The organism is Mesorhizobium sp. M1423, assembly GCF_040317575.1.
Taxonomy (GTDB): Bacteria; Pseudomonadota; Alphaproteobacteria; order Rhizobiales; family Rhizobiaceae; genus Mesorhizobium.
Genome location: NZ_JAMYKU010000018.1, coordinates 39,560 through 59,872 on the forward strand (window position 1 = coordinate 39,560; position 20,313 = coordinate 59,872).

Consider the following 20,313-nt stretch of genomic DNA (forward strand, 5'->3'; position numbering starts at 1 on the left):
AGGGGGCGATCTATTTGCCGCGGCGGCGCAGCCCGTCGAAATAGACGATGACGATGATCAGCACCCCGGTGATGATGCGCTGCCAGAAGGCGTTGACGTTGAGCAGATTGGCGCCGTTGTTGATGGTGGCAAGGATGAAGGCGCCGAGCAGCGGCCCGTGCACGGAGCCGACAGCGCCGAACAGCGACGTGCCGCCGATCACCGAAGAAGCGATCGCCTGCAATTCCCAGCCCTCGGCCTGCGTCGGATTGCCGATGCCGATGCGCGACGCGAGCAGCACGCCGACGAAGGCCGCACACAGCCCCGACAACGTATAGGCCATGTAGATTGTGCGCTGGACGTTGACGCCCGACAGACGCGATGCCTCGGCGTTGGAGCCGACCGAGAACAGGTAACGGCCCCAGCGGCTGTGGTGCAGGAAGATGTAGGCCGGAATGCCGACCAGGATCACCATCCAGAACAGATTGGGGACGCCGACGAAGGAACTGCGCGAGAACGTCTGGAAGGCGTCGTTGTTGATCGAGATCGAGTTGCCGTTGGTCATCAACAGGCCGATGCCGCGCAGCGAGGTCAGCGTCGCCAGGGTGATGATGAAGGGTGGCAAGCCCATCTTGACGATGCCGAAGCCATGGAACATGCCAATGGCGACGCCGACCAGCAAGGTAATCAGGATGGCTAGGAAAACCGGTGTGCCGGCGTTGATCAGCATCGCGACGATGACGGTGGCGAAGCCGACAACGGCGCCGACGGAAAGGTCGATGCCGCCGGTGATGATGACGAAGGTCTGGCCGACCGCCAGGATGGCGATCATCGACCCTTGCCGCAACAGGTTCGAGATGTTGTTGGCCGAGGCGAAGCTCGGCGTCGCCACCGACAAGATGATCCACAAAAGAACCAGCAGTGCCAGCAGTGTCAGCCCGAACAGGGCGTTGTAGTTGCGTTTCGGCCTTTCGGCAGCGATCGCCTCGGTGCTCATATCCGTCCTCCCGGTCTTTCTTGTTTCTCGGCCAGCGCCTGGGTGAGGATCTCCTCGTGATCAGCGGTATGAAACCCATGCGTGGCCACCAGCTTGCCGCGCCGGAACACGTGCAGCGTGTCGGCGAGCTCATAGACCTCGGGCAGGTAGGACGAGATCAGGATGATGCCGGCGCCCTTGGATAACAGCGCGCCAAACAGGCGGTAGATCTCGGCCTTGGTGCCGACATCGACGCCGACGGTCGGCTCGTCGAAGATGAACAGCTTGGCGCCGTGCGCGAGCCATTTGCCGATGACGATCTTCTGCTGATTGCCGCCGGACAGGCTGGAGGCCAGCGCACTTCGCGTCGGCGTCTTGATGCGCAGGTCGGCGATCTGGCGATCGGCCTGGGCTTTTTCCTGCGCGCGGGAGATCAGCAGATTGCTTGAGATGCGCTTGTAGATCGGCAGATTGAGGTTGAGCCCGACCGGCAGGTTGAGGCAGAGGCCCTGGTCGCGGCGGCTTTCCGGGGCCAGCGCCATGCCGAGCCTGATCGCGTCATGTTCTGAATTGACCTTGACCTCCTTGCCCTCCCAGAGGATCTGGCCGGCCGCCTTGCGGTGGCGGCCATAGAGCGTGGTGACGAACTCGCTGCGGCCGGCGCCGATCAGCCCGTAGAGGCCGACGATCTCGCCGGCGCGGACGGACATCGAGACATTTTCGAAACCCTTGCCGGACAGGTTCCTGGTTTCTACAAGCATCGCGCCCGGGGTGAAATGCTCCTTGTGGTAGACCTGCTCGATCGAGCGGTTGATCATCATCTTGACCAGCTCGGCGTCATTGGTCTCGGCGATATTCCTGGTGCCGACCAGCGTGCCGTCGCGCAGCACCGAGACGCGGTCGGCGAGCTCGAACACTTCTTCCATGCGATGGCTGATGTAGATGATGGTGACGCCTTCGCCCTTCAGCCGGCGGATCAGCGTGAACAGCTGGTCGGCCTCCTTGCGGGTGAGGTAGGCGGTCGGTTCGTCGAAGATCAGGAATTTGGTGCCGCGCACGGTGGCGCGGGCGGCGGCGATCAACTGCTGCTGACCGATGGTCAGGTCACCCAGCTTGACATGCGCCGGCAGGTCGAAGCCGAGATCGTCGATGATCTTCTGCGCCTGCCTGACCATCGCCCGCTGCTGCAGGATACCGAAACGGGAATCCTCCTCGCCGAGGAACATGTTGGCGGCGACGGTGAGATGGCGGCACAGGACGACTTCCTGATGCACGGCATTGATGCCGAGCGCCATCGCCTCATGCGGCGTCGCCAATGCGGCAGGCTTGCCCTCCCAGATGACGTCGCCGGAGGTGCGCGGCATGACGCCGGTCAGAAGCTTGATCAGGGTGGATTTGCCGGCGCCGTTCTCGCCGACGATGGCGTGGATCTCGCCGGCCTTGAAGGCGAGGTCGACCGGCTTCAGCGCGTGGGTGCCGGGATAGCGCTTTTCCAGCCCGCAGAGTTCGAGGATGGTCCTGCCCGGTTCAAGCGTTGGGGCCGGATGGAGTTCCTGCGCCGTCGACATCATGACAATCCTCCCAAATTGGCCCCCAAAGATTGGCCTCGCGATTGGCACGAGTGGGATGTTTCCGGGGCGAAAAGGCCCCGGAAACAGTTCACAGCGGCGATGCTCAGTCGAGCTTCGGGTTGAGCAGCGCGTCGATCTTCGGATCCTTCATGTTGGCCTTGGTGACCAGGTTGGCGCCGGTGTCGACATTGGCTTCGACCTTCTCGCCCTTCGAGGCGGCAAGCGCCGTCTTGATGCCGTCATAGCCCATCCGGTACGGATCCTGGACGACGAGCGCCGAAATGACGCCGTCATTGAGGAACTTGATCAGCTTCTCGTCGCTGTCGAAGCCGACCAGCCCGACCTTGCCTGCGAGGCTGTTCTCGGCGATCGCCTGACCGACGCCCTGCGCCATGATCAGGTTGGAGGCGAAGATGCCCTTGAGGTTGGGGTTGGCGGTAATCAGGTCGGTGGCGATGTTGAGGCCGGTGGTGGCCTGGCCGTCGGCGTATTTGTCGGCGACCAGCTTGAGGCCCGGATATTTGGCGGCGAGCTGTTCCTTAAAACCCTGGGCGCGCTGTTCGAGCGAGCCGGCGCCCGGAAGCGCGGTGATCAGGGCGACGTCGCCCTCGACCTTGCCGCCATTGGCTTCGCCGATGGCTGCTGCAAGGCCGTCAGCGGCGACGCGGCCGCCCTGAATGTTATCGGTGGTCAGGAACGAGGTGAAGGCCTTGGAGTCGGCACCGGAGTCGATACCGATGATCTTGACCTTGGTGGCGGCCTCGTCGATCGGCTTGCCGAGCGCCTTGGCTTCGGTTGGCGCGATGACGACAGCGGCCGGGTTGCCGGCGACGGCATTTTCGAGGATCGAGATCTGGCCGTTGACGTCGGTCTCGGCCTGGGCGCCGAGCTCCGGCACGTTGACGCCCAGGTCCTTGCCGGCCTTGCGGGCGCCGGCCAGGACGATCTGCCAGTAGAAGGACGTGGTGTCCTTGACGATGATCGGAATGGTCACGTCGGCCGCGGATGCCGGGGCCGAATGCATCACGCCGGCAAGCATCGAGGCGGCTGTGAGTGCCACGAAGGCGCGGCGATTGAGAATGCTGGTCACGAATTTCATTAGGAGTCCTCCCTAAGTCGCCCGGTGAATGTTATGGAAGCTCCATTCGGATGGCGCGGCCGAAACGGAACTTTATCAATAAAAAACATTTACCGCATTTTGATAATGCATCATCTCGGTAGGCGCAAGCGCTGTTTGATGCCTGCTTCGAATGGCTGGGCGGAAGAGTTCTTTCTGTCGGAGCTCCGCTGCCAATCTCCTCCAATATCCCGCATGGAATATTAATTCCATCACTCAGTCAATATGGAATGTTCATTCTTTTTTTGGGATGTACGAACTGTGACACCTGGCGATCACGTCAGGTGTTCGCGACTGCCGCGAGCGGTCCGGCTTAGAGCGTCGCTCCGAGGTGCCACGGCACGAACTCGTTGTCGCCGTAGCCGAATTCCTCGCTCTTGGTCTTGCGGCCCGAAGCTGTCTCGACGATCAGTTCGAAGATCTCGCGGCCCATGCCGGCAATGGTCTTTTCGCCCGAGGCGATGACGCCGCAATTCACGTCCATGTCCTCTTCCATGGTGTGGTACATGGTCGAGTTGCTGGCGACCTTGATCGACGGCGTCGGCCGGCAGCCGAAGCAGGAGCCGCGGCCGGTGGTGAAGACGATGACGTTCGCGCCACCCGCCACCTGGCCGGTGGCCGAGACCGGGTCGTAGCCGGGCGTGTCCATGAACACCAGCCCGTGCCCGGTGACCTTTTCGGCATAGCCGAAGACGCCGTTGAGCGGCGTCTGGCCGCCCTTGGCGACCGCGCCGAGCGACTTTTCCAGGATGGTGGTCAGGCCGCCGCGCTTGTTGCCCGGCGAGGGATTGTTGTCGATGGATGCGCCATGCTTGGCGACATGGTCTTCCCACCATTTCACGTAGCCGTCGAGCTTGGCGGCGATCTCGGGAGTTGCGGCGCGATAGGCAAGCAGGTGCTCGGCGCCGTAGATCTCCGTCGTTTCGGAGAGGATGCCGACGCCGCCGACGCCGGCCAAAATGTCGACGGCCGCACCCAGCGCCGGGTTGGCAGTGATGCCGGACATGCCGTCGGAGCCGCCGCATTGCAGGCCGACGACGATCTCGCTGACCGGGATCGGCTCACGCTGAAGCTTGCCGACCTCTTCGGCGATCTCGGCCAGCACGACCAGCGCCTTCTCGACCGATTTGCGCGAGCCGCCGGCTTCCTGGATGTTGAAATGGCGTTTTCCCGCGGCGACGCCCTTCTGGCCATAGAGGGTGAGCTGGTTGACCTCGCAGCCGAGCCCGACCATCAGCACGCCGCCGAAATTCGGATGACGTGCATAGCCGGCCAGCGTACGGTGCAGCACCATCATGCCATCGCCGGTGGCGCTCATGCCGCAGCCCTGGCCGTGGACGATCGGGACGAAGCCGTCGATGCCGGGATATTGCGGCAGAAGCGTGCGGTTCGCCGCGTCGGCGATGGCATGGCAGACGGTGGCCGAGCAATTGACGCTGGCGAGAATGCCGATGAAGTTGCGCGTGCCGGCACGGCCGTCGGCACGGCGGTAGCCCATGAAGGTGCGGGCGCGGTCGGCCTCGGTCGCGTGCACGGCCTCGCTCGGCGGCACCACCGGCAAACGCCCGCTTTCGAAGACCAGATTGTGCGAATGGACATGCTCGCCGGGCGCGATATCCTGCGTGGCACGGCCGATTGCCTGGGCGTATTTGACCACGGCTTCGCCGGCGGCAATCGGCTTGATCGCCACCTTGTGGCCCGGCTCGATCAGCGCGGCGGCGGCGGCGCCGCCCGGCAGTACGGTGCCGATCTCGATGCGGCCATTGGCGACCGCGACATTGTCGGCGGGAGACAGAAGAATGCTGTTTGCGGCGTTCACGGGAGCTTCCTGGGTATGTTCCTGGGTGCGCGAGCGGATTGACACGCGGCTCTTAACATATAATGTCTTTTATCGTGAAAAAACATTTTTGCGTCAATTGTTTTTTCGCCAGAGCGCGACGCGTCTTTTGGATGCGCGACGTAGGCTCTACAACCAAAACTAGCGTTGCGCATGATGTTTTCCGAAGCGATTCCGATTTCATGCGCGAGAAAAGCTTCACGCCGGCCGCAAACGCCGGCGCGCCACGGGGCAGGGGATGTCGAAGAGCAACAACGTATACAAGGACGCCTATAATCGCGGTCTTAGGCTGCTCGACGAAACCAGGAGCCTGCCTTCGGAGCCGGAGCTGGGCACGCTGCTCGGCGTCAGCCGCACGACCGTCCGCACCATCCTTGCCCGCATGGAAGAGACCGGGCTGATCGATTGGAACAAGCGCAGCAAGACGGTTCTGCGCGAGCCGCGCCCGGACGATTTTTTTCCCGAGGAAGAGACCGACACGCTGGCCGAGATCATCGAACGCTCCTTCATGCGGCGGCTGCTTGCCGGTGGCGCCGAGGCCGGCATGCAGATCAACGAACTCGAACTGGCGCGCGAGATCGGCGTCGGCACCACCAGCGTGCGCGAATTCCTGATCCGCTTCTCGCGCTTCGGCCTGATCGAGAAGCGCCGCAACAGTCATTGGGTGCTGAAAGGCTTTACCCGCGCCTTCGCGCTGGAGCTGACCGAAATCCGCGAGATGTTCGAACTGCGCTCGGCCGCCGCCTTTGCCGCTCTGCCCGAGGACAGCCCGGTCTGGGCCGACCTCGACAGCCTGGAAGACGAGCATCGCCTGCTGGCGCGCGAGATCGCCGTGCGCTTCAACGCGTTCTCCGAGCTCGACGAGCGCTTTCACCGGCTGATCCACCGCGCCTCGCACAACCGCTTCATCGTCGATTTCTACGACGTCATCGCCATGATCTTCCACTACCACTACCAGTGGAACAAGGCGCAGGAGCGCGAGCGCAACGAAGTCGCGGTCCAGGAGCATCTCGCCTATATCGCCGCGCTCAAATCGCGCGATCTCGCCAAGGTCGACGCCGCCTGCCGCAAGCACCTGAAATCGGCCCGCCACACGCTGCTGACGTCGATCCCGGAGGGCAGGCAGCCGCTGCGCGCGTGATTGTGTTGCGTTGCCGCAGCAACGTTTTGGCGATTTTCCGGCCGCCGGCTCCGTGCTAGAGAGCTGACGTTGCTGCGTGAAGAGGCTGGTTCTTGACCATACGCCGGAGACGATGGAGCATGCCGGTCGCGTTCGCCGCGGCCTGGCTTTTCGTGCTCCAGTCGATGTTCGGCGCGTTTGCTTCCGGCATCGAGCCGAACGCCTCGCAATTCGATGCTTTCGGCAACACGATCTGCACCCATGACGGTGCGGCGCAACTCCCGGCCGGGGATCCGCATCAGCAGCACATGCCGGCTTGCTGCATGCTTGGCTGCAACCTCGTTTCGGCGGTCTACGCGCCGCCCGATGCCACCGGGAGCCTGTCTCGCAGCCCTTCCGTCGAAACCATCGCCTTTTTCCTGCCGGCCTTCCGGCATCGCGATTTCGCCCGCGCCCGCACTCCGTCCAATCCGCGCGCACCACCGGCGACGGCCTGATCCGTTCTGGTTTGCGCCGCGCACACCCTTGGCCGGCGCGTTTATCGACATCGTTCGCGACCGGCATCGGCGCGATCTCTTAAAATCCACGGAGCAATCATGTCTCACTCTTTTCGCGCTGCCGCATCCAGCCGCAGGCGCTTCTCACTGGGTAGTTTCGAGCAGCGTCTCGGCGTCGCCCTTTGCGTTCTTGCCCTCCTGTTCGCCAACGCCCAGACGGTGTTGGCACATGAGTTCAAGCTTGGCGGTCTCGAGATCGGGCACCCCTGGTCGCGCGCCACGCCAGCCGGCGCCAAGGTAGCCGGCGGCTACTTCACCATCACCAACACCGGCAGTGCGCCGGATCGCCTGCTGTCGATCACCTCCGACATTTCGGCCAAGGCCGAACTGCACGAGATGGGCGTCAGCAATGGCGTCATGACCATGCGGCCGGTCACCGGCGGCCTCGAAATCCCGGCCGGTGGCAAGGTCGCATTGGCGCCCAACGGCTATCATTTGATGTTCATGGATTTGAAGCGGCAGCCCAAGGAGGGCGAAATGTTCTCCGCCACGCTGACCTTCGAGAAAGCCGGGCCCGTGCAGATTGAATTCGCCGTGCAAGGCATAGGCAGCCCGGCACCCCAGGACGACGACTGACTTGGCCGCTTCGAGAGGTAGCATCATGAAGAAATCTCTTTTGCCCGGCTGCGCGCTTCTCGTCCTCGGGACCAGCGCGGCCTTCGCCCACATCACGCTCGAAACGCCGGAGGCGGCGGTCGGCTCGACCTACAAGGCGGTTCTTCGGGTGCCGCATGGCTGCGAGGGCAAGGCGACGACCGCCTTGCGCGTGCAGATCCCGGAAGGGGTGCTCTCGGTCAAACCGATGCCGAAGCCGGGTTGGACGCTGCAGGTCAAGAACGGCAAATACGAGAAGTCCTACCAGCTTTACGGCCAGGCAGTGACCAGCGGCGTCAAGGAGGTCGACTGGAGCGCCGGCAGCCTGCCGGACGAATTCTACGACGAATTCGTCTTTCGCGCGACACTGGCATCCGACCTGCCGGCAGGCCAGACGCTGCATTTCCCTGTGGTGCAGGAATGTGACGGCGTTGCCGATCGCTGGATCGAGATTCCGGCGGCCGGGCAGGCTGAGGACGCGCTGGAATTTCCGGCGCCCGGCCTCAAGCTGCTGCCGAAGAAGTGAGCTCCAGCGGCGCGCTTTGGCGGATGAGCGCGCCGCTGCTCTTGGCGGTGAGATGAGCGCGGCATCCTTCCTGCGGCAAGCTTGCATGGCCGGCAACTATTCTGGCCGGCTTGTGGCTGGCCTGCTGGCCGCCGTCCTGCTGCTCGCCGTAATTGCCGCGCCGAACCCCGCCTTCGCCCATGCGGCGCTGATCAAGGCCGAGCCGGCTGACGGTGCGGTGCTGGCGCAGAGCCCGTCGCAGATGTCGCTGACCTTCAGCGAGCCGGTTTCGCCGCTGGTGCTGACGCTGGTGCGGCCCGACGGCACGGCGGTCCCGCTGAGCTCTTTCCAGCTCAGCGGCCAGACCGTCGAGATCGACAATCCGCAGGCGCTGACATCCGGCACGCATGTGCTGAGCTGGCGAGTGATCTCCGCCGACGGGCATCCGGTCGGTGGCTCGGTGCTGTTCTCGGTCGGCGCACCGAGTGCTGCGCCGGCCGCCTCCGAAGCCGTCGACCGGGTGCTTCGAACGGCGATCTGGATCGGCAAGATTTTTCTATATATCGGCCTGTTTTTCGGCGTCGGGGGTGCCTTTGCGCTGGCCTGGCTGGCGCAAGGCGGGCGATCCGGCCAGCGCCTGATCGTCGCGGCAATCCTGTGCGGGCTGGCCGCCGCACCGCTGTCGCTCGGCCTGCAGGGGCTGGATGCGCTTGGCGCGCCGCTTGCCCGGCTGGCGCAGCCGGTCATCTGGCAGACCGGGCTGGGCACCAGCTTCGGCTGGACGGTGCTGATCGCGCTGATGGCGCTCGGCCTCAGCCTATTATCGCTGGTCGTGCCGCCCGCCGACGCAAAGCCGCTCGCCTTGGCCGGACTGGCTGGCGTCGGCGCAGCACTTGCCGCCAGCGGGCATGCCAGTGCCGCCGAGCCGCAATGGCTGACCAGGCCGATGGTGTTTCTGCACGGAACTGGTATCGCCGTCTGGGCCGGGGCGCTGGCGCCGCTTGGTCTTGCCTTGAAACGGCAGCCGGCCAAAGCCGGGCCATTGCTGCGACGGTTTTCGCGAGCGATCCTGTTCGTCGTGGCCGTGCTTGCGGCAGCCGGCATCGTGCTCGCCGTCATCCAGGTGCAAACGCCGTCGGCGCTGGTCCACACCGCTTATGGCCGGCTGCTGCTGCTCAAGCTCGTGCTGCTCGTCTTTCTGTTCACGCTCGCCGCCGTCAACCGCTTCAAGCTCACGGCCTCGGCCGAGGCAGGAAATACGGAAGTCCAGCGGCGGCTGGCCCGCTCGATCGCCATCGAGGTGCTGATCGTGGTGGCGATCTTCGGAGTTGGCGCCGGCTGGCGCTTCACGCCGCCGCCGCGGGCGCTGGCAATCGCCGCGGCACAGCCGGCATCGGTGCATATCCACACGCAGCAAGCGATGGCCGATCTCAGCATTGCGCCCGGCCACACCGGACCTGTTGCTGCTTCGATCTTCATCATGAGCGGCGATTTCGGCCCGCTCGACGCCAAGCAGGTGACGCTGGTGCTGTCAAAGCCCGATTCCGGCATCGAGCCGATAAAACGCCCTGCGACGAAGCCCGGCGACGGCACCTGGCGCGTCGACGATCTCGTCATTCCGGTCGCCGGCCGGTGGACAGCGCGGCTCGATATCCTGGTCTCGGATTTCGAGATGGTGAAGATCGAAGCGCCGATCGATATCCGGCCATGAAGACGGCGCTGGTCTGCGCAACACAATTCGGCGAGACGGTTGACGCGGCCTTGAAGGCCCGTCAATCATCGTCATCAAGAATGGGCATCCAACCCAATCGCGGGCTCAAACCAACAAGATCCGAAAGCAGGGAAGAAACGATGGAAAAAGCCGAAATCGGCCTGATCGGCCTTGGCACGATGGGCTCCAACCTCGCGCTCAATATCGCCGAGAAGGGGCACCGCATCGCCGTCTTCAACCGCACCGCGGCGCGCACCGATGCCTTTGTCGAAAATGCCGGCGCGCTCAGGGATAGGGTGGTGCCTTGCTACAGCCTCGAGGAACTGGCCGCCGCGATCCGGCCGCCGCGGCCGATCATCATCATGGTGCTGGCCGGCAAGCCGGTCGACGAGCAGATCACGGCATTGCGCGGCGTGCTGTCGGCCAACGACATCGTCATCGACGCTGGCAATGCCAATTTCCGCGATACGATGCGGCGCTTCTCCGAGCTTACCGATTCGGGCCTGACCTTCATCGGCATGGGCGTGTCCGGCGGCGAGGAGGGCGCACGCCACGGTCCCTCGATCATGGTCGGCGGCACCGAAGAGTCCTGGAAGCGCGTCGAAAAGGTGCTGACCGCCATCTCGGCCAAGTTCAAGGGCGAGCCTTGCGCGGCGTGGCTTGGCACTGACGGGGCCGGCCATTTCGTCAAGACCATCCACAACGGCATCGAATATGCCGACATGCAGATGATCGCCGAGATCTACGGCATCTTGCGTGACGGGCTGGGCATGGGACCGAAAGAAATCGCTGAGGTGTTTTCCCAGTGGAACACGGGCAGGCTCAACTCGTACCTGATCGAGATCACCGCCAAGGTGCTGGCCGCCGACGACCCCAAGACCGGCAAACCGGTGGTCGACATCATCCTCGACCGCGCCGGCCAGAAAGGCACCGGCAAATGGTCGGTGATCGAGGCGCAGCAGCTCGGGATTCCGGCCACCGCGATCGAGGCGGCTGTGGCGGCCCGCGTGCTGTCGTCGATCAAGGACGAGCGGCTGGCCGCCGAAAAGGTCTATGGCGGCGGCGTGAGCAGGATTTCCGGAGACAGGGACGCCCTGCTCGGCGATCTCGAGCTGGCGCTGTTTGCCGGCAAGATCGCCGCCTACGCGCAAGGCTTCGCGGTGATGAGCGGCGCGTCGAAGGAATTCAACTGGAACCTGCCGATGCCGGTCATCGCCAAGATCTGGCGGGCAGGCTGCATCATCCGCTCGCAATTGCTGGATACGATGGCGGAGGCCTTCGGCGCCGGCGGCGCAGCCACCAACCTGTTGATGGCGCCGGCTTTCGTCTCGTTGATGCAGGAGGCACATCCGTCGCTTCGCCGTGTCGTGGCAAGGGCGGCCGAAGCAGGCTCGCCGGTGCCGGCCCTGTCATCCGCACTTGCCTATTTCGTCAGCTACCGGCAGGGTCGCGGCACTTCGAACCTGATCCAGGCGCAGCGCGATTTCTTCGGCGCGCACGGCTTCGAGCGCATCGATGGGCAGGGTGCTTTCCATGGCCCGTGGGGGAGTGGCGCGGCGGGTTAGCGCCCTATTTCGGCCGTCCAAGCCGCCTCGGCGACTTCCCAATAGCTGCCGTTCTTTCGCCGGGGCAACGCCGCAACTGTCTGCTGCGCATCATAGCGCGTCCAAAAGCAAGGCACCCCGAGCCGATCCGACCAATGCTTGTGGCAGCTTCGGCGCGCGCCGCTATCCGACCACGAAAAAAGCGTGACCCGCGCAGGACGAAACGAAGCGGAGGCGAACGTTGGAGCTACCTCAATGCCCGATTGGAAGCGGTCAGTGGCGGTCGTTTGACCTGTGCGGGGCCGCCAATCGGCAGGCCCCGCAGGCTGCTGCCTCAGTGGCCGTTGGCCGCTATCGAAACCGCCTCCCAATCCTTCCAGGTCTGGAGGCGCTTGGCGTAGATATCCACGATGGTCTTGGTTGGGGTGAGCCCGAAAAAGATCCGGGTCGGGGGCTCGGCGGCATCGACGACCTGCAGGATCGCCGGACCCGTCGCCGTCGGTTCGCCAATGAACTCCGCGGGCAGGTTGGCCCAGATGTCTGCCTGGCCACGGCGCAGAGGGTCATACTGCGGCGCCGGGTTGGCGTGGACGGCCGAGCCCCTGCCCCAGTCGGTGGCATAGCCGCCCGGTTCCACCAAGGTCACTTTGATGCCGAACGGGGCAACCTCCTGCGCCAGCGACTCGGTGAGGCCTTCGACCGCCCACTTGGAGGCGTGATAGGCCCCCAGATTGGGGTAGGACATCAGGCCACCGATGCTGGACACCTGGATGATGTGGCCATGCCCCTGCTTGCGCAGGATGGGCAAGACAGCCTGCGTGACGTTCAGCACACCGAAGAAATTCACTTCGAGCTGATCGCGCACCTGCTGCTCCGTGACTTCTTCGACCGCACCGAAAAGGCCGTAGCCGGCATTGTTGACGACAACGTCGAGACCACCAAATGTTTTGGCAGCCTGTCCGACAGCGGCAATTGCGGCGGCGCGATCGGTCACATCCAGCCGCAGGGGCAGGACCGCATCGCGGAATTGAGTGACGAGATCCTGCAAGGCCTCAGGCTGCCGGCTCGTCGCGGCAACCCTGTCGCCGCGCTTAAGTGCGGCTTCCGCCCACACTCGACCAAAGCCACGGTTGGCGCCTGTAATGAACCAGACTTTCGACATCGATCTACCTCATGGTTGCGTGCCATTGGGCACTTCTCTTGAGGTAGGCAGGCCCCCTGTCGAATTCATTTGCAGGTTGCGACAGAAAACTGGCGATGGGCGCCAATCTCTAGTTTAGGCGAGAGGCCTCGGTGTTCTGCTCGCGCCACCGTGCGGGGGTGACACCTTCCCATTCGCGGAAGGCGCGATAGAACGAGCTGGTATCCTGATACCCTAATAGATAGGCAATCTCATCAGCCGCGTTCGCGCCGCTGGCCAGCATTTCGCGACCGAGTTCCTGGCGGGAAGCCTCCAGCAGCAGCCTGAAACTTGTCCCAGATTCCGAAATACGGCGCTGCAGCGTGCGTTCGCTCATCCCCAGGACGTTGGCCACGTCCGATAGTTCGGGCTTGCCGCTGGCCAACCGCCGCTTCAGGACAATCTTCACTTGTTCTGGCAACGAGCTTTGCGCATCGATCTCGTCGAGCGAGGCCAACAGTGCCGGTGTAAGGATGGCGAGCAGCTCGGGGTTGTGCCCAGCGAACGGTCGATCCAGATCATCGGCACGCAGCACCAGCTGGTTCTTGGGCGCCCCGAAGGTTATTGGCGCTCCGAGGTACTCCTTGTGCGCTCGGGTCGTCGGGCCTTTTCGGGTCATGTCCACTCGCAGCGGGACGATGTGACGACCTGTTCCGCGTCGTCCCAGTTCAAGGATTGCTGCAAACGTCACATCGACCGCTACGTCAGGCTCCGTGCCAACGGCGTGGATCCAGTCGAAGCTGACAAAAGCCTCACCATCACGTTCTATCACGTGCAGCTCTTCCGGGGTGCAAAGCCGCTTGAACCTGGCAAGACGGTTGAGGCCGTCACGGAAATCCTTGGCGAAGAAGGCCGACATGGTCGCGGGGGGATGGACCGATGTATCTGCCGCGACTGTGATATGCAGCCCGATCGCAGGGTCGCCCGACAGCTCCTCCAGTGCTTGCCAGAGTTCGAAGTATTGGGCGGTATTGACCCAAGCGTCTTCGGAAATGTGGAGGGTCGCAGGCAACCGAGCTTGCCTCAACAATGCCGCTGGTGAGATGCCAGCCCGCTCTACAGCGCGCCAAAAGGCCTGTGGGACTTTGCCTCTGTCGATTGGTAGCCGTGTCATGGCAGTCTTTCACTCACCCGTAATGGCGGCATATGAGCGCCGCTGTCCTATCGTCGTCTAGCCCGGCCCCAGGTCGATCACAGCGTACCCGAATCCGCCACCGATCCAGTCATCCATCTGCCCTACCGGGTCGTCCACTGTGTGACCGGCAGGGTGGACCGTAACGGTTGCATGCTCAACTGCGTGGCGCTAGCGCGTCGGGCGGCGTGAGTGCTGGTGAGGACACTGCGCAGCTTAGCGGCCTGCTGGTCGATGGCCTGCGGGCCGTTGCCGGTGAGCAGCCGCACGGACGGCTCGTAGGCCAGTAGCGGGGCGGCGATGTTGAGGGAGGTCGCGAGTGTGGAGCCAGCTTCCTTGATGGCCGCGTCGACGAAGTAGGAGGTTCGGGTCTTTTTGCCGGGGACGCGTGGGTAGAGGAACCGCAGCGCGAACAGCTCGCCGATCGTGGGGACGGTCGAGATGGTGGCGGCGAGGAACGGGTTGTCGCTGACGAGGTAGGGGTGGCCCTGAGCGTCGATGCGCTGCCGGGTGGAGGTCACCGCCACAGGCGCGTGGCAGATCAGCGAGATGATGACGCCGTTCTCCCGGGCTATGTGGAGGGTTTCGCCGAGCCACGGGTTGTCACGGAAGTCGACCATGGGGGCGTGACCGCCGGGGGTGTGGATGAAGTCAAAGTCGGCGAAAGTGAACGGGTCGGCCGAGTCGCGGTGACGCTGGACGAGTTCCTGTAGCGAGTGGAAGGTGCCCTCGGGCAGCTTGTCGAGGCGGCGAACCAGTTCGGGGCGGTACTCGGCGAGCTCCGGCTCGCTGTTAGGCAATAGTTCGGAGACCGGGACCCGGCCGATGTGCCGCTCCAGCAGCTGAACTTCCTGCTCGCGGCGGGCGACCAACGCGGGGTGGCGCTGCCGGAAGCTGTTGACGTCGAACGAGCGGCGGCGCTGCTGCATACGGAGGGGGATGGTCATGGCGCCGGTCTTCTCGATGGATTGCACGGACAGGGCCATGCCGTTGATGTCGAGTTGAGGGGCGTTGCCGTCGGGGGTAGCGAAGGTGAACTCGTAGTCGTTCTCGAACTCCTTGAGCACTTGAGCCATCTCGACCAGGAAGAACCCGGTCGAGATCGACTTGACGTCGGCCGGTTCGGCCAGCGGCAGCTGGCGGCCGGACGAGATGAGGATCAGTGCGCGGCGCTTGGTGGTGGGCATGACTTGTTCCTTTCAATGCTTTCGGCCGGGGTGAGGGTCAGGCCGTCCCTGCCATTCATCGGCGGATTTAGGCACGCCTCCTGTCGCATTCACTTACAGGATGCGACAGAAAACTTGCGATGGCCGCCAATCTCTCGGTGTTCTGCTCGCGCCACTGTGCGGGGGTGACGCCTGTCACCTGAGCACGCGTCAGTACGCGCGGCTGGTCGACGAGTGGGGGACCGCGATTGGGCTGACACCTGAGGACTACGGCACTCACTCGCTGCGCAGGACGAAAGCGTCGCTCATATACAAGGCGACCGGCAATCTACGAGCGATTCAGACTTTGCTCGGACATAGCAAGATCGAGAACACAGTTCGATGCCGGACGGGCGCAAAACTTTCCTGCGCCGGGCAACATATAGCTTTCCGGCCCCTGCCAGATTGCCGAGGTCGAGACTACGCGTGTTGTAACCGCATCATAACACGAAAAAGCATCTGCGGATCGCCCGTTTCGCGAACCGTCTCGAGCGCCGCGGGTTCCTGAAGGTCCGCTTCTTAAGATCCGATCCTCGAAGCTGCCGGTCAACTACCGGCCCCAAGGTTGCCAGTCAGCAGCGCGCATTTTGCAACCAAGTGGAATCACTTGGCGCCGCAGAAATGCGGCTATGACAAATAGATGGAGCGGGAGTTCAATTTGAACGTATCCCGCTCTGGTCGGGAGGGCGATAAGCCTGCACTTCGCCCGGCTTGCTCAGGCTCTGCAGGGAGCCAGGTGCGGCGCCGCCGATCCAGCCCAGCACCGAGCGGGCGAGTTCGGCGCCGGCAAGCCGGAAGTTCTCGTTAACGACCAGCAATTCGCTGCGAAACAGGTGCAGAAGCTCCGACGATTGTTTGGACACCACATCGACATCGCGGCCAAGCTTGAGGCCGGCGTCTTCGATGCCGGCGACGATGGCGAGCGTCGCGGCGGCGGCGCTGCTGATGAAACCGTCCGGGCGGCTTTCGCGGCGCATCAGCTGCGCCGTCCGCATTCTGATCTGCTCGATCGAATGATCGATCGAAACGGTGTTGAACGGAATCTCGCTGGCGCCGACCTCGCTCAGCGCATCGGCAAAGCCGGCGAGCGTGTGGCCGTGATAGGTCAGCTCGACCGGCGGCGCCAACAGAGCCAGCCGGCGGCGGCCGAGGCCGGCCAGATGGCGCACCGCCTCGGCTGCGAAAGCGTAATTGTCGAAATCATGATAGGGATGGATCAGCCCCATGTCGGTGCGGCCATGCGTGGCAAAGGGGATGCCGCGCTCCAGCATATAACGGGCCCTCGGATCGTTCGGCTGCGTGCGCGAAATGATGACGCCGTCGGCTGAACCGGTTTCCACCAGGTAACGGATCGGGTCGAGCGGATCCTGGGAGCGCGAATAGGGCGTCACGATCAAATGATAGGGTGTGTCGGCGATGACTTCGGAAACGCCGTAGATGATGTCCGAGACAAAGCTCATGATCTCGTGCTCGGTGTTGAGCACCAGGCTGATGACATTGGTCTTGCCGGTGCGCAGGCGGACGCCGGCACGGTTGGGGCGATAGCCGATCTGCTTGGCGACAAGCTGGACGCGCCGCCTGGTCTCGGCGCCGATCTCGGGGGCGTCCTTCAGCGCGCGCGACACGGTGGTGACGCCCAGCCCGGTCATGAAGGCGAGCGTCTTCAGCGTCGGCCGGCCCTGGCCCGACGCGTCGTCGGCCTTCTCTTTTTGATGCCTGTTCATTCGTCCCGCCCCGTCAGGCGCATAACAGTTGCCGGACAGCCCGGCAATCGGCCGGCCGCGCACGCCGCGGCCTTCACCGAATGAGACCGCTATATACTGAAACGTTACAGATTGTCACTGCCGTCGCGATATACTGGTGACATGCGCAAAACGAGCGGTACTCCGGTCGGCGCAAAAACGAACGATTGAAACGGGCTTTTCCGGTTTTCTGGCGTCGCAGCATCAATTTTTTGCAATGCAACCTCGCTTGTTGCAATGCGGTAGCTCGGCGGGCTAGGCGATTTTATTCGCGCTTCGAAAAAAATTGATGCCGGATTTGCCTGAGGGGTTGCGCGTCCGAAGCAATTGCCGTATCCAAAATCTGTAACGTTTCAGATTCTGGGAGGAACGAAATGCGATACCAACTCATGACTGCTGCGCTGGCATTGACGACCGCGCTGCAATTCGCCGGCCCGGCGGCCGCGACGGATCTGGAAGTCACCCATTGGTGGACCTCCGGCGGCGAAGCGGCAGCGGTCGCCGAACTCGCCAAGGCTTTCGACGCAACCGGCAATCATTGGGTGGACGGCGCTATCGCCGGCTCCGGCGGCACGGCGCGGCCGATCATGATCAGCCGCATCACCGGCGGCGACCCGATGGGCGCGACCCAGTTCAATCACGGCCGGCAGGCGGAAGAATTGGTGCAGGCCGGATTGATGCGCGACCTCACCGATCTCGCCACCAAGGAAAAGTGGACGGAAATCGTGCAGCCGAAGAGCCTGCTCGACGGCTGTACCCTCGACGGCAAAATCTATTGCGTGCCGGTCAATATCCACTCCTGGCAGTGGCTGTGGCTGTCGAATGCCGCCTTCGAAAAGGCCGGCGTGCCGGTGCCGAAGAACTGGAATGAATATGTCGCTGCGGCGCCCGCGCTTGAAAAAGCAGGCATCCAGCCGCTCGCGGTCGGCGGCCAGCCCTGGCAGGCCTCCGGCGCTTTCGACGTGCTGCTCGCGGCGGTCGGCGGCACCGATGCCTTCCTCAAGGTCTATAAGGACAAGGACGCGGAATTCGCCGCCGGACCCGAAGTCGCCAAGGTCTTCAAGGCCGCGGACGACGCCCGCAAGATGGCGAAGAACACCAATGTGCAGGACTGGAACCAGGCCACCAATCTGGTCATCACCGGCAAGGCCGGCGGCCAGATCATGGGTGACTGGGCGCAGGGCGAGTTCCAGGTTGCCGGCCAGACCGCCGGCAAGGACTATACTTGCCTTCCGGGCCTCGGCCTCAACGAGATGATCGCCACCGGCGGCGACGCTTTTTACTTCCCGCTGCTGAAGGATCCCGAAAAATCGAAGGCGCAGGAAGTGCTGGCCCACACGCTGCTTGATCCCAAGACGCAGGTCGCCTTCAATCTCAAGAAGGGTTCGCTGCCGGTGCGCGGCGACGTCGACCTCAAGGCGGCGAACGACTGCATGAAGAAGGGGCTCGAAATCCTCGCCAAGGGCAATGTCATGCCTTGGACGGACCAGTTGCTTTCGCAGGATACGCAGAAGCAGAAGGAGGATCTGTTCTCCGAGTTCTTCGCCAAGCAGGACATGACCGTGGAAGATGCGCAGAAGCGCTTCGCCGCCATCGTCGGTTCGGCCGATTGAGCGATCGACCAACCGCCTCACTCCCGCCCCTGCGAGCGCAGGGTCGGGAACTCGGGTCAAGGCCTCTTGACCCTCCCGCCCTTACCCGATCCAGCGCGGCTGTGCAGATGAGCAAGAGCGAACGCCCCAGCCAACTCTTTCGCAACCTCAATGCGAAAATCGCCTCGATCCCAATGATCTTCACCGCGCTGGTGATCTTTGTCGGCGGCACCGTCTGGACGGTGTTCTATTCCTTCACCAATTCCAAGTTGCTGCCGCGGCTGCACTTCGTCGGTCTCGACCAGTATTACCGGCTGTGGGCGACGCCGCGCTGGCTGATCTCGATCGAGAACCTGCTGATCTACGGCGTGCTGTCGCTGGTGTTCTCGCTGGTAATCGGTTTCCTGCTTGCTGCCCTGCTCGACCAGAAGATCCGGTTCGAGGACACGTTCCGGACCATTTTCCTCTATCCCTTCGCCCTGTCCTTCATCGTCACCGGTCTCGTCTGGCAGTGGCTGCTCAACCCCGAGTTCGGTGTCCAGGCAGTGGTGCGCAGCCTCGGCTGGACGAGCTTCAGCTTCAATCCGCTCTATGATTCCAGCATCGTCATCTACGGCATATTGATCGCCGCTCTCTGGCAAGGCACCGGGCTCATCATGTGCCTGATGCTGGCGGGCCTGCGTGGCATTGATGAGGATATCTGGAAGGCCGCGCGGGTCGACGGGATACCGACCTGGAAGACCTATCTGTTCATCATCATACCGATGATGCGGCCGGTCTTCATCACCACGCTGGTCATCGTCGCCTCCAACATCGTTCGCGTCTATGACCTTGTCGTCGCGCAGACCAGCGGCGGGCCTGGTATCGCCTCCGAAGTCCCGGCCAAGTATGTCTATGATTACATGTTCTTCGCCCAGAACCTCGGCCAAGGGTTCGCCGCTTCGACGATGATGCTGCTGTCGGTGATCATCGTCATCGTGCCGTGGGCCTATCTCGAGTTCGGAGGCAAGAAGCGTGTCTGACCATGCCGTTTCATTGCCCGCCATTGGCGGCGCCGGCGGGCTCGAAGCCTACGGGCCGAGCGGGCCGAAGCCGCGCCACACGTTCTCGCGCCGCAACATCTTCCTCTACGGCACGCTGATCGTGGTCGCGCTCTATTATCTCTTGCCGCTCTACGTGATGGTGGTGACATCGCTCAAAGGCATGCCCGAGATACGTCTCGGCAACATCTTCTCGCCGCCGATGGAGATCACCTTCGAGCCCTGGGTCAAGGCCTGGTCGAGCGCCTGCACCGGGCTCAACTGCGACGGGCTGTCGCGTGGTTTCTGGAATTCGGTGCGCATCACCATCCCGTCGGTGATCCTGTCGATCGCGCTCGCCTCGGTGAACGGCTATGCGCTGGCCAATTGGCGCTTCAAAGGGGCCGACACTTTCTTCATCATCCTGATCGTCGGCGCCTTCATCCCCTATCAGGTGATGATCTACCCGATCGTCATCATCCTGCGCGAGGTTGGCCTCTACGGCAGCCTCAGCGGCCTGGTGATCGTCCATTCCATCTTCGGCATGCCGATCCTCACACTTTTGTTCCGCAACTATTTTACCTCCATGCCGGAGGAGCTGTTCCGGGCAGCGCGTGTCGACGGCGCCGGCTTCTGGGGCATCTATTTCCGCATCATGCTGCCGATGTCGCTGCCGATCTTCGTCGTCGCCATCATCCTGCAGGTGACCGGCATCTGGAACGACTTCCTGTTCGGCGTCGTCTACACCCGCCCCGACACCTATCCGATGACGGTGCAGCTCAACAACATCGTCAACTCGGTGCAAGGCGTGAAGGAATACAACGTCAACATGGCAGCCACCATCCTGACCGGCCTGGTGCCGCTGATCGTCTATTTCCTGTCCGGAAAATTGTTTGTGCGCGGCATCGCCGCCGGCGCGGTGAAAGGATGAT

Annotated in this window: 17 protein-coding genes and 1 pseudogene; 10 read left to right on the plus strand and 8 right to left on the minus strand. The window is 63.3% G+C overall.

What is annotated here, in order from left to right:
* Positions 1-10 precede the first annotated feature (10 nt).
* The 4 genes from NKG95_RS21735 to NKG95_RS21750 all read right to left on the minus strand — a co-directional run bounded on the left by NKG95_RS21735 (position 11) and on the right by NKG95_RS21750 (position 5,462).
* Complete coding sequence (locus tag NKG95_RS21735) at positions 11-976, minus strand: ABC transporter permease (protein WP_352483622.1); 966 nt, start codon at positions 974-976, stop codon at positions 11-13.
* On the minus strand, positions 973-2,526 hold the full coding sequence (locus NKG95_RS21740) for a sugar ABC transporter ATP-binding protein (RefSeq protein WP_353042464.1): 1,554 nt from the start codon (positions 2,524-2,526) through the stop codon (positions 973-975). Before NKG95_RS21740 ends, NKG95_RS21735 begins: the two co-directional genes overlap by 4 nt.
* Before the next feature lie 103 nt (positions 2,527-2,629).
* A complete protein-coding gene (locus NKG95_RS21745; protein ID WP_023721963.1) occupies positions 2,630-3,625 on the minus strand; it encodes an ABC transporter substrate-binding protein in 996 nt (331 codons plus the stop codon).
* Positions 3,626-3,956: 331 nt separating this feature from the next.
* Positions 3,957-5,462, minus strand: coding sequence for a UxaA family hydrolase (locus NKG95_RS21750; RefSeq protein WP_352642651.1), 1,506 nt, complete (start codon positions 5,460-5,462; stop codon positions 3,957-3,959).
* A gap of 256 nt (positions 5,463-5,718) precedes the next feature.
* On the opposite strand from NKG95_RS21750, the gene NKG95_RS21755 reads away from it, so the two are divergent.
* From NKG95_RS21755 to gnd, 6 genes are all read left to right on the plus strand, one after another.
* Positions 5,719-6,621: a GntR family transcriptional regulator gene (locus tag NKG95_RS21755; protein WP_352483619.1), complete on the plus strand. Its 903-nt coding sequence runs from the start codon at positions 5,719-5,721 to the stop codon at positions 6,619-6,621.
* Positions 6,622-6,740: 119 nt separating this feature from the next.
* Positions 6,741-7,097, plus strand: a complete 357-nt coding sequence (locus NKG95_RS21760; protein WP_352483618.1) for a DUF2946 family protein — start codon at positions 6,741-6,743, stop codon at positions 7,095-7,097.
* 99 nt (positions 7,098-7,196) lie between these two features.
* Entirely contained in the window at positions 7,197-7,733 is a 537-nt protein-coding gene (locus NKG95_RS21765) for a copper chaperone PCu(A)C (protein WP_353042466.1), read from the plus strand.
* Positions 7,734-7,758: 25 nt separating this feature from the next.
* A complete protein-coding gene (locus NKG95_RS21770) occupies positions 7,759-8,277 on the plus strand; it encodes a YcnI family copper-binding membrane protein (RefSeq protein WP_353042468.1) in 519 nt (172 codons plus the stop codon).
* A 52-nt stretch (positions 8,278-8,329) separates the two neighbouring features.
* Complete coding sequence (locus tag NKG95_RS21775; RefSeq protein ID WP_353042470.1) at positions 8,330-9,967, plus strand: copper resistance CopC/CopD family protein; 1,638 nt, start codon at positions 8,330-8,332, stop codon at positions 9,965-9,967.
* 140 nt (positions 9,968-10,107) lie between these two features.
* Positions 10,108-11,532: an NADP-dependent phosphogluconate dehydrogenase gene (gnd, locus tag NKG95_RS21780; RefSeq protein ID WP_353042472.1), complete on the plus strand. Its 1,425-nt coding sequence runs from the start codon at positions 10,108-10,110 to the stop codon at positions 11,530-11,532.
* A 313-nt stretch (positions 11,533-11,845) separates the two neighbouring features.
* On the opposite strand, the gene NKG95_RS21785 is transcribed toward gnd, so the two are convergent.
* The 3 genes from NKG95_RS21785 to NKG95_RS21795 all read right to left on the minus strand — a co-directional run bounded on the left by NKG95_RS21785 (position 11,846) and on the right by NKG95_RS21795 (position 15,010).
* Entirely contained in the window at positions 11,846-12,673 is an 828-nt protein-coding gene (locus NKG95_RS21785; protein ID WP_352642661.1) for an SDR family NAD(P)-dependent oxidoreductase, read from the minus strand.
* 109 nt (positions 12,674-12,782) lie between these two features.
* Positions 12,783-13,805, minus strand: coding sequence for an AraC family transcriptional regulator (locus tag NKG95_RS21790; RefSeq protein WP_353042474.1), 1,023 nt, complete (start codon positions 13,803-13,805; stop codon positions 12,783-12,785).
* A 122-nt stretch (positions 13,806-13,927) separates the two neighbouring features.
* Positions 13,928-15,010 carry a type 1 glutamine amidotransferase family protein gene (locus NKG95_RS21795; RefSeq protein ID WP_353042476.1) on the minus strand — a complete coding sequence of 361 codons (1,083 nt, stop codon included), beginning with the start codon at positions 15,008-15,010 and terminating at the stop codon, positions 13,928-13,930.
* Positions 15,011-15,185: 175 nt separating this feature from the next.
* On the opposite strand from NKG95_RS21795, the pseudogene NKG95_RS21800 reads away from it, so the two are divergent.
* Positions 15,186-15,371: pseudogene (locus NKG95_RS21800) on the plus strand (tyrosine-type recombinase/integrase); the annotation flags it as partial.
* Between the two features lie 310 nt (positions 15,372-15,681).
* Here NKG95_RS21800 and NKG95_RS21805 read toward each other — a convergent pair.
* Positions 15,682-16,752, minus strand: a complete 1,071-nt coding sequence (locus tag NKG95_RS21805) for a LacI family transcriptional regulator (protein ID WP_353042478.1) — start codon at positions 16,750-16,752, stop codon at positions 15,682-15,684.
* Between the two features lie 392 nt (positions 16,753-17,144).
* Here NKG95_RS21805 and NKG95_RS21810 point away from each other — a divergent pair, with 392 nt between their 5' ends.
* The 3 genes from NKG95_RS21810 to NKG95_RS21820 all read left to right on the plus strand — a co-directional run bounded on the left by NKG95_RS21810 (position 17,145) and on the right by NKG95_RS21820 (position 20,312).
* Complete coding sequence (locus NKG95_RS21810) at positions 17,145-18,383, plus strand: ABC transporter substrate-binding protein (RefSeq protein ID WP_031194918.1); 1,239 nt, start codon at positions 17,145-17,147, stop codon at positions 18,381-18,383.
* A 107-nt stretch (positions 18,384-18,490) separates the two neighbouring features.
* A complete protein-coding gene (locus NKG95_RS21815; protein ID WP_023721950.1) occupies positions 18,491-19,384 on the plus strand; it encodes a carbohydrate ABC transporter permease in 894 nt (297 codons plus the stop codon).
* Positions 19,377-20,312 carry a carbohydrate ABC transporter permease gene (locus NKG95_RS21820; RefSeq protein ID WP_352483609.1) on the plus strand — a complete coding sequence of 312 codons (936 nt, stop codon included), beginning with the start codon at positions 19,377-19,379 and terminating at the stop codon, positions 20,310-20,312. The genes NKG95_RS21815 and NKG95_RS21820 overlap by 8 nt, the downstream gene beginning before the upstream one ends.
* The last annotated feature ends 1 nt before the right edge of the window (position 20,313 follow it).

Coding starts and splice junctions, on each gene's coding strand:
- NKG95_RS21735 (WP_352483622.1), bottom strand. CDS start 976: ATGAGCACCGAGGCGATCGCTGCCGAAAGGCCGAAACGCAACTACAAC.
- NKG95_RS21740 (WP_353042464.1), bottom strand. CDS start 2,526: ATGATGTCGACGGCGCAGGAACTCCATCCGGCCCCAACGCTTGAACCG.
- NKG95_RS21745 (WP_023721963.1), bottom strand. CDS start 3,625: ATGAAATTCGTGACCAGCATTCTCAATCGCCGCGCCTTCGTGGCACTC.
- NKG95_RS21755 (WP_352483619.1), top strand. CDS start 5,719: ATGTCGAAGAGCAACAACGTATACAAGGACGCCTATAATCGCGGTCTT.
- NKG95_RS21760 (WP_352483618.1), top strand. CDS start 6,741: ATGCCGGTCGCGTTCGCCGCGGCCTGGCTTTTCGTGCTCCAGTCGATG.
- NKG95_RS21765 (WP_353042466.1), top strand. CDS start 7,197: ATGTCTCACTCTTTTCGCGCTGCCGCATCCAGCCGCAGGCGCTTCTCA.
- NKG95_RS21770 (WP_353042468.1), top strand. CDS start 7,759: ATGAAGAAATCTCTTTTGCCCGGCTGCGCGCTTCTCGTCCTCGGGACC.
- NKG95_RS21775 (WP_353042470.1), top strand. CDS start 8,330: ATGAGCGCGGCATCCTTCCTGCGGCAAGCTTGCATGGCCGGCAACTAT.
- gnd (WP_353042472.1), top strand. CDS start 10,108: ATGGAAAAAGCCGAAATCGGCCTGATCGGCCTTGGCACGATGGGCTCC.
- NKG95_RS21785 (WP_352642661.1), bottom strand. CDS start 12,673: ATGTCGAAAGTCTGGTTCATTACAGGCGCCAACCGTGGCTTTGGTCGA.
- NKG95_RS21790 (WP_353042474.1), bottom strand. CDS start 13,805: ATGACACGGCTACCAATCGACAGAGGCAAAGTCCCACAGGCCTTTTGG.
- NKG95_RS21795 (WP_353042476.1), bottom strand. CDS start 15,010: ATGCCCACCACCAAGCGCCGCGCACTGATCCTCATCTCGTCCGGCCGC.
- NKG95_RS21805 (WP_353042478.1), bottom strand. CDS start 16,752: ATGAACAGGCATCAAAAAGAGAAGGCCGACGACGCGTCGGGCCAGGGC.
- NKG95_RS21810 (WP_031194918.1), top strand. CDS start 17,145: ATGCGATACCAACTCATGACTGCTGCGCTGGCATTGACGACCGCGCTG.
- NKG95_RS21815 (WP_023721950.1), top strand. CDS start 18,491: ATGAGCAAGAGCGAACGCCCCAGCCAACTCTTTCGCAACCTCAATGCG.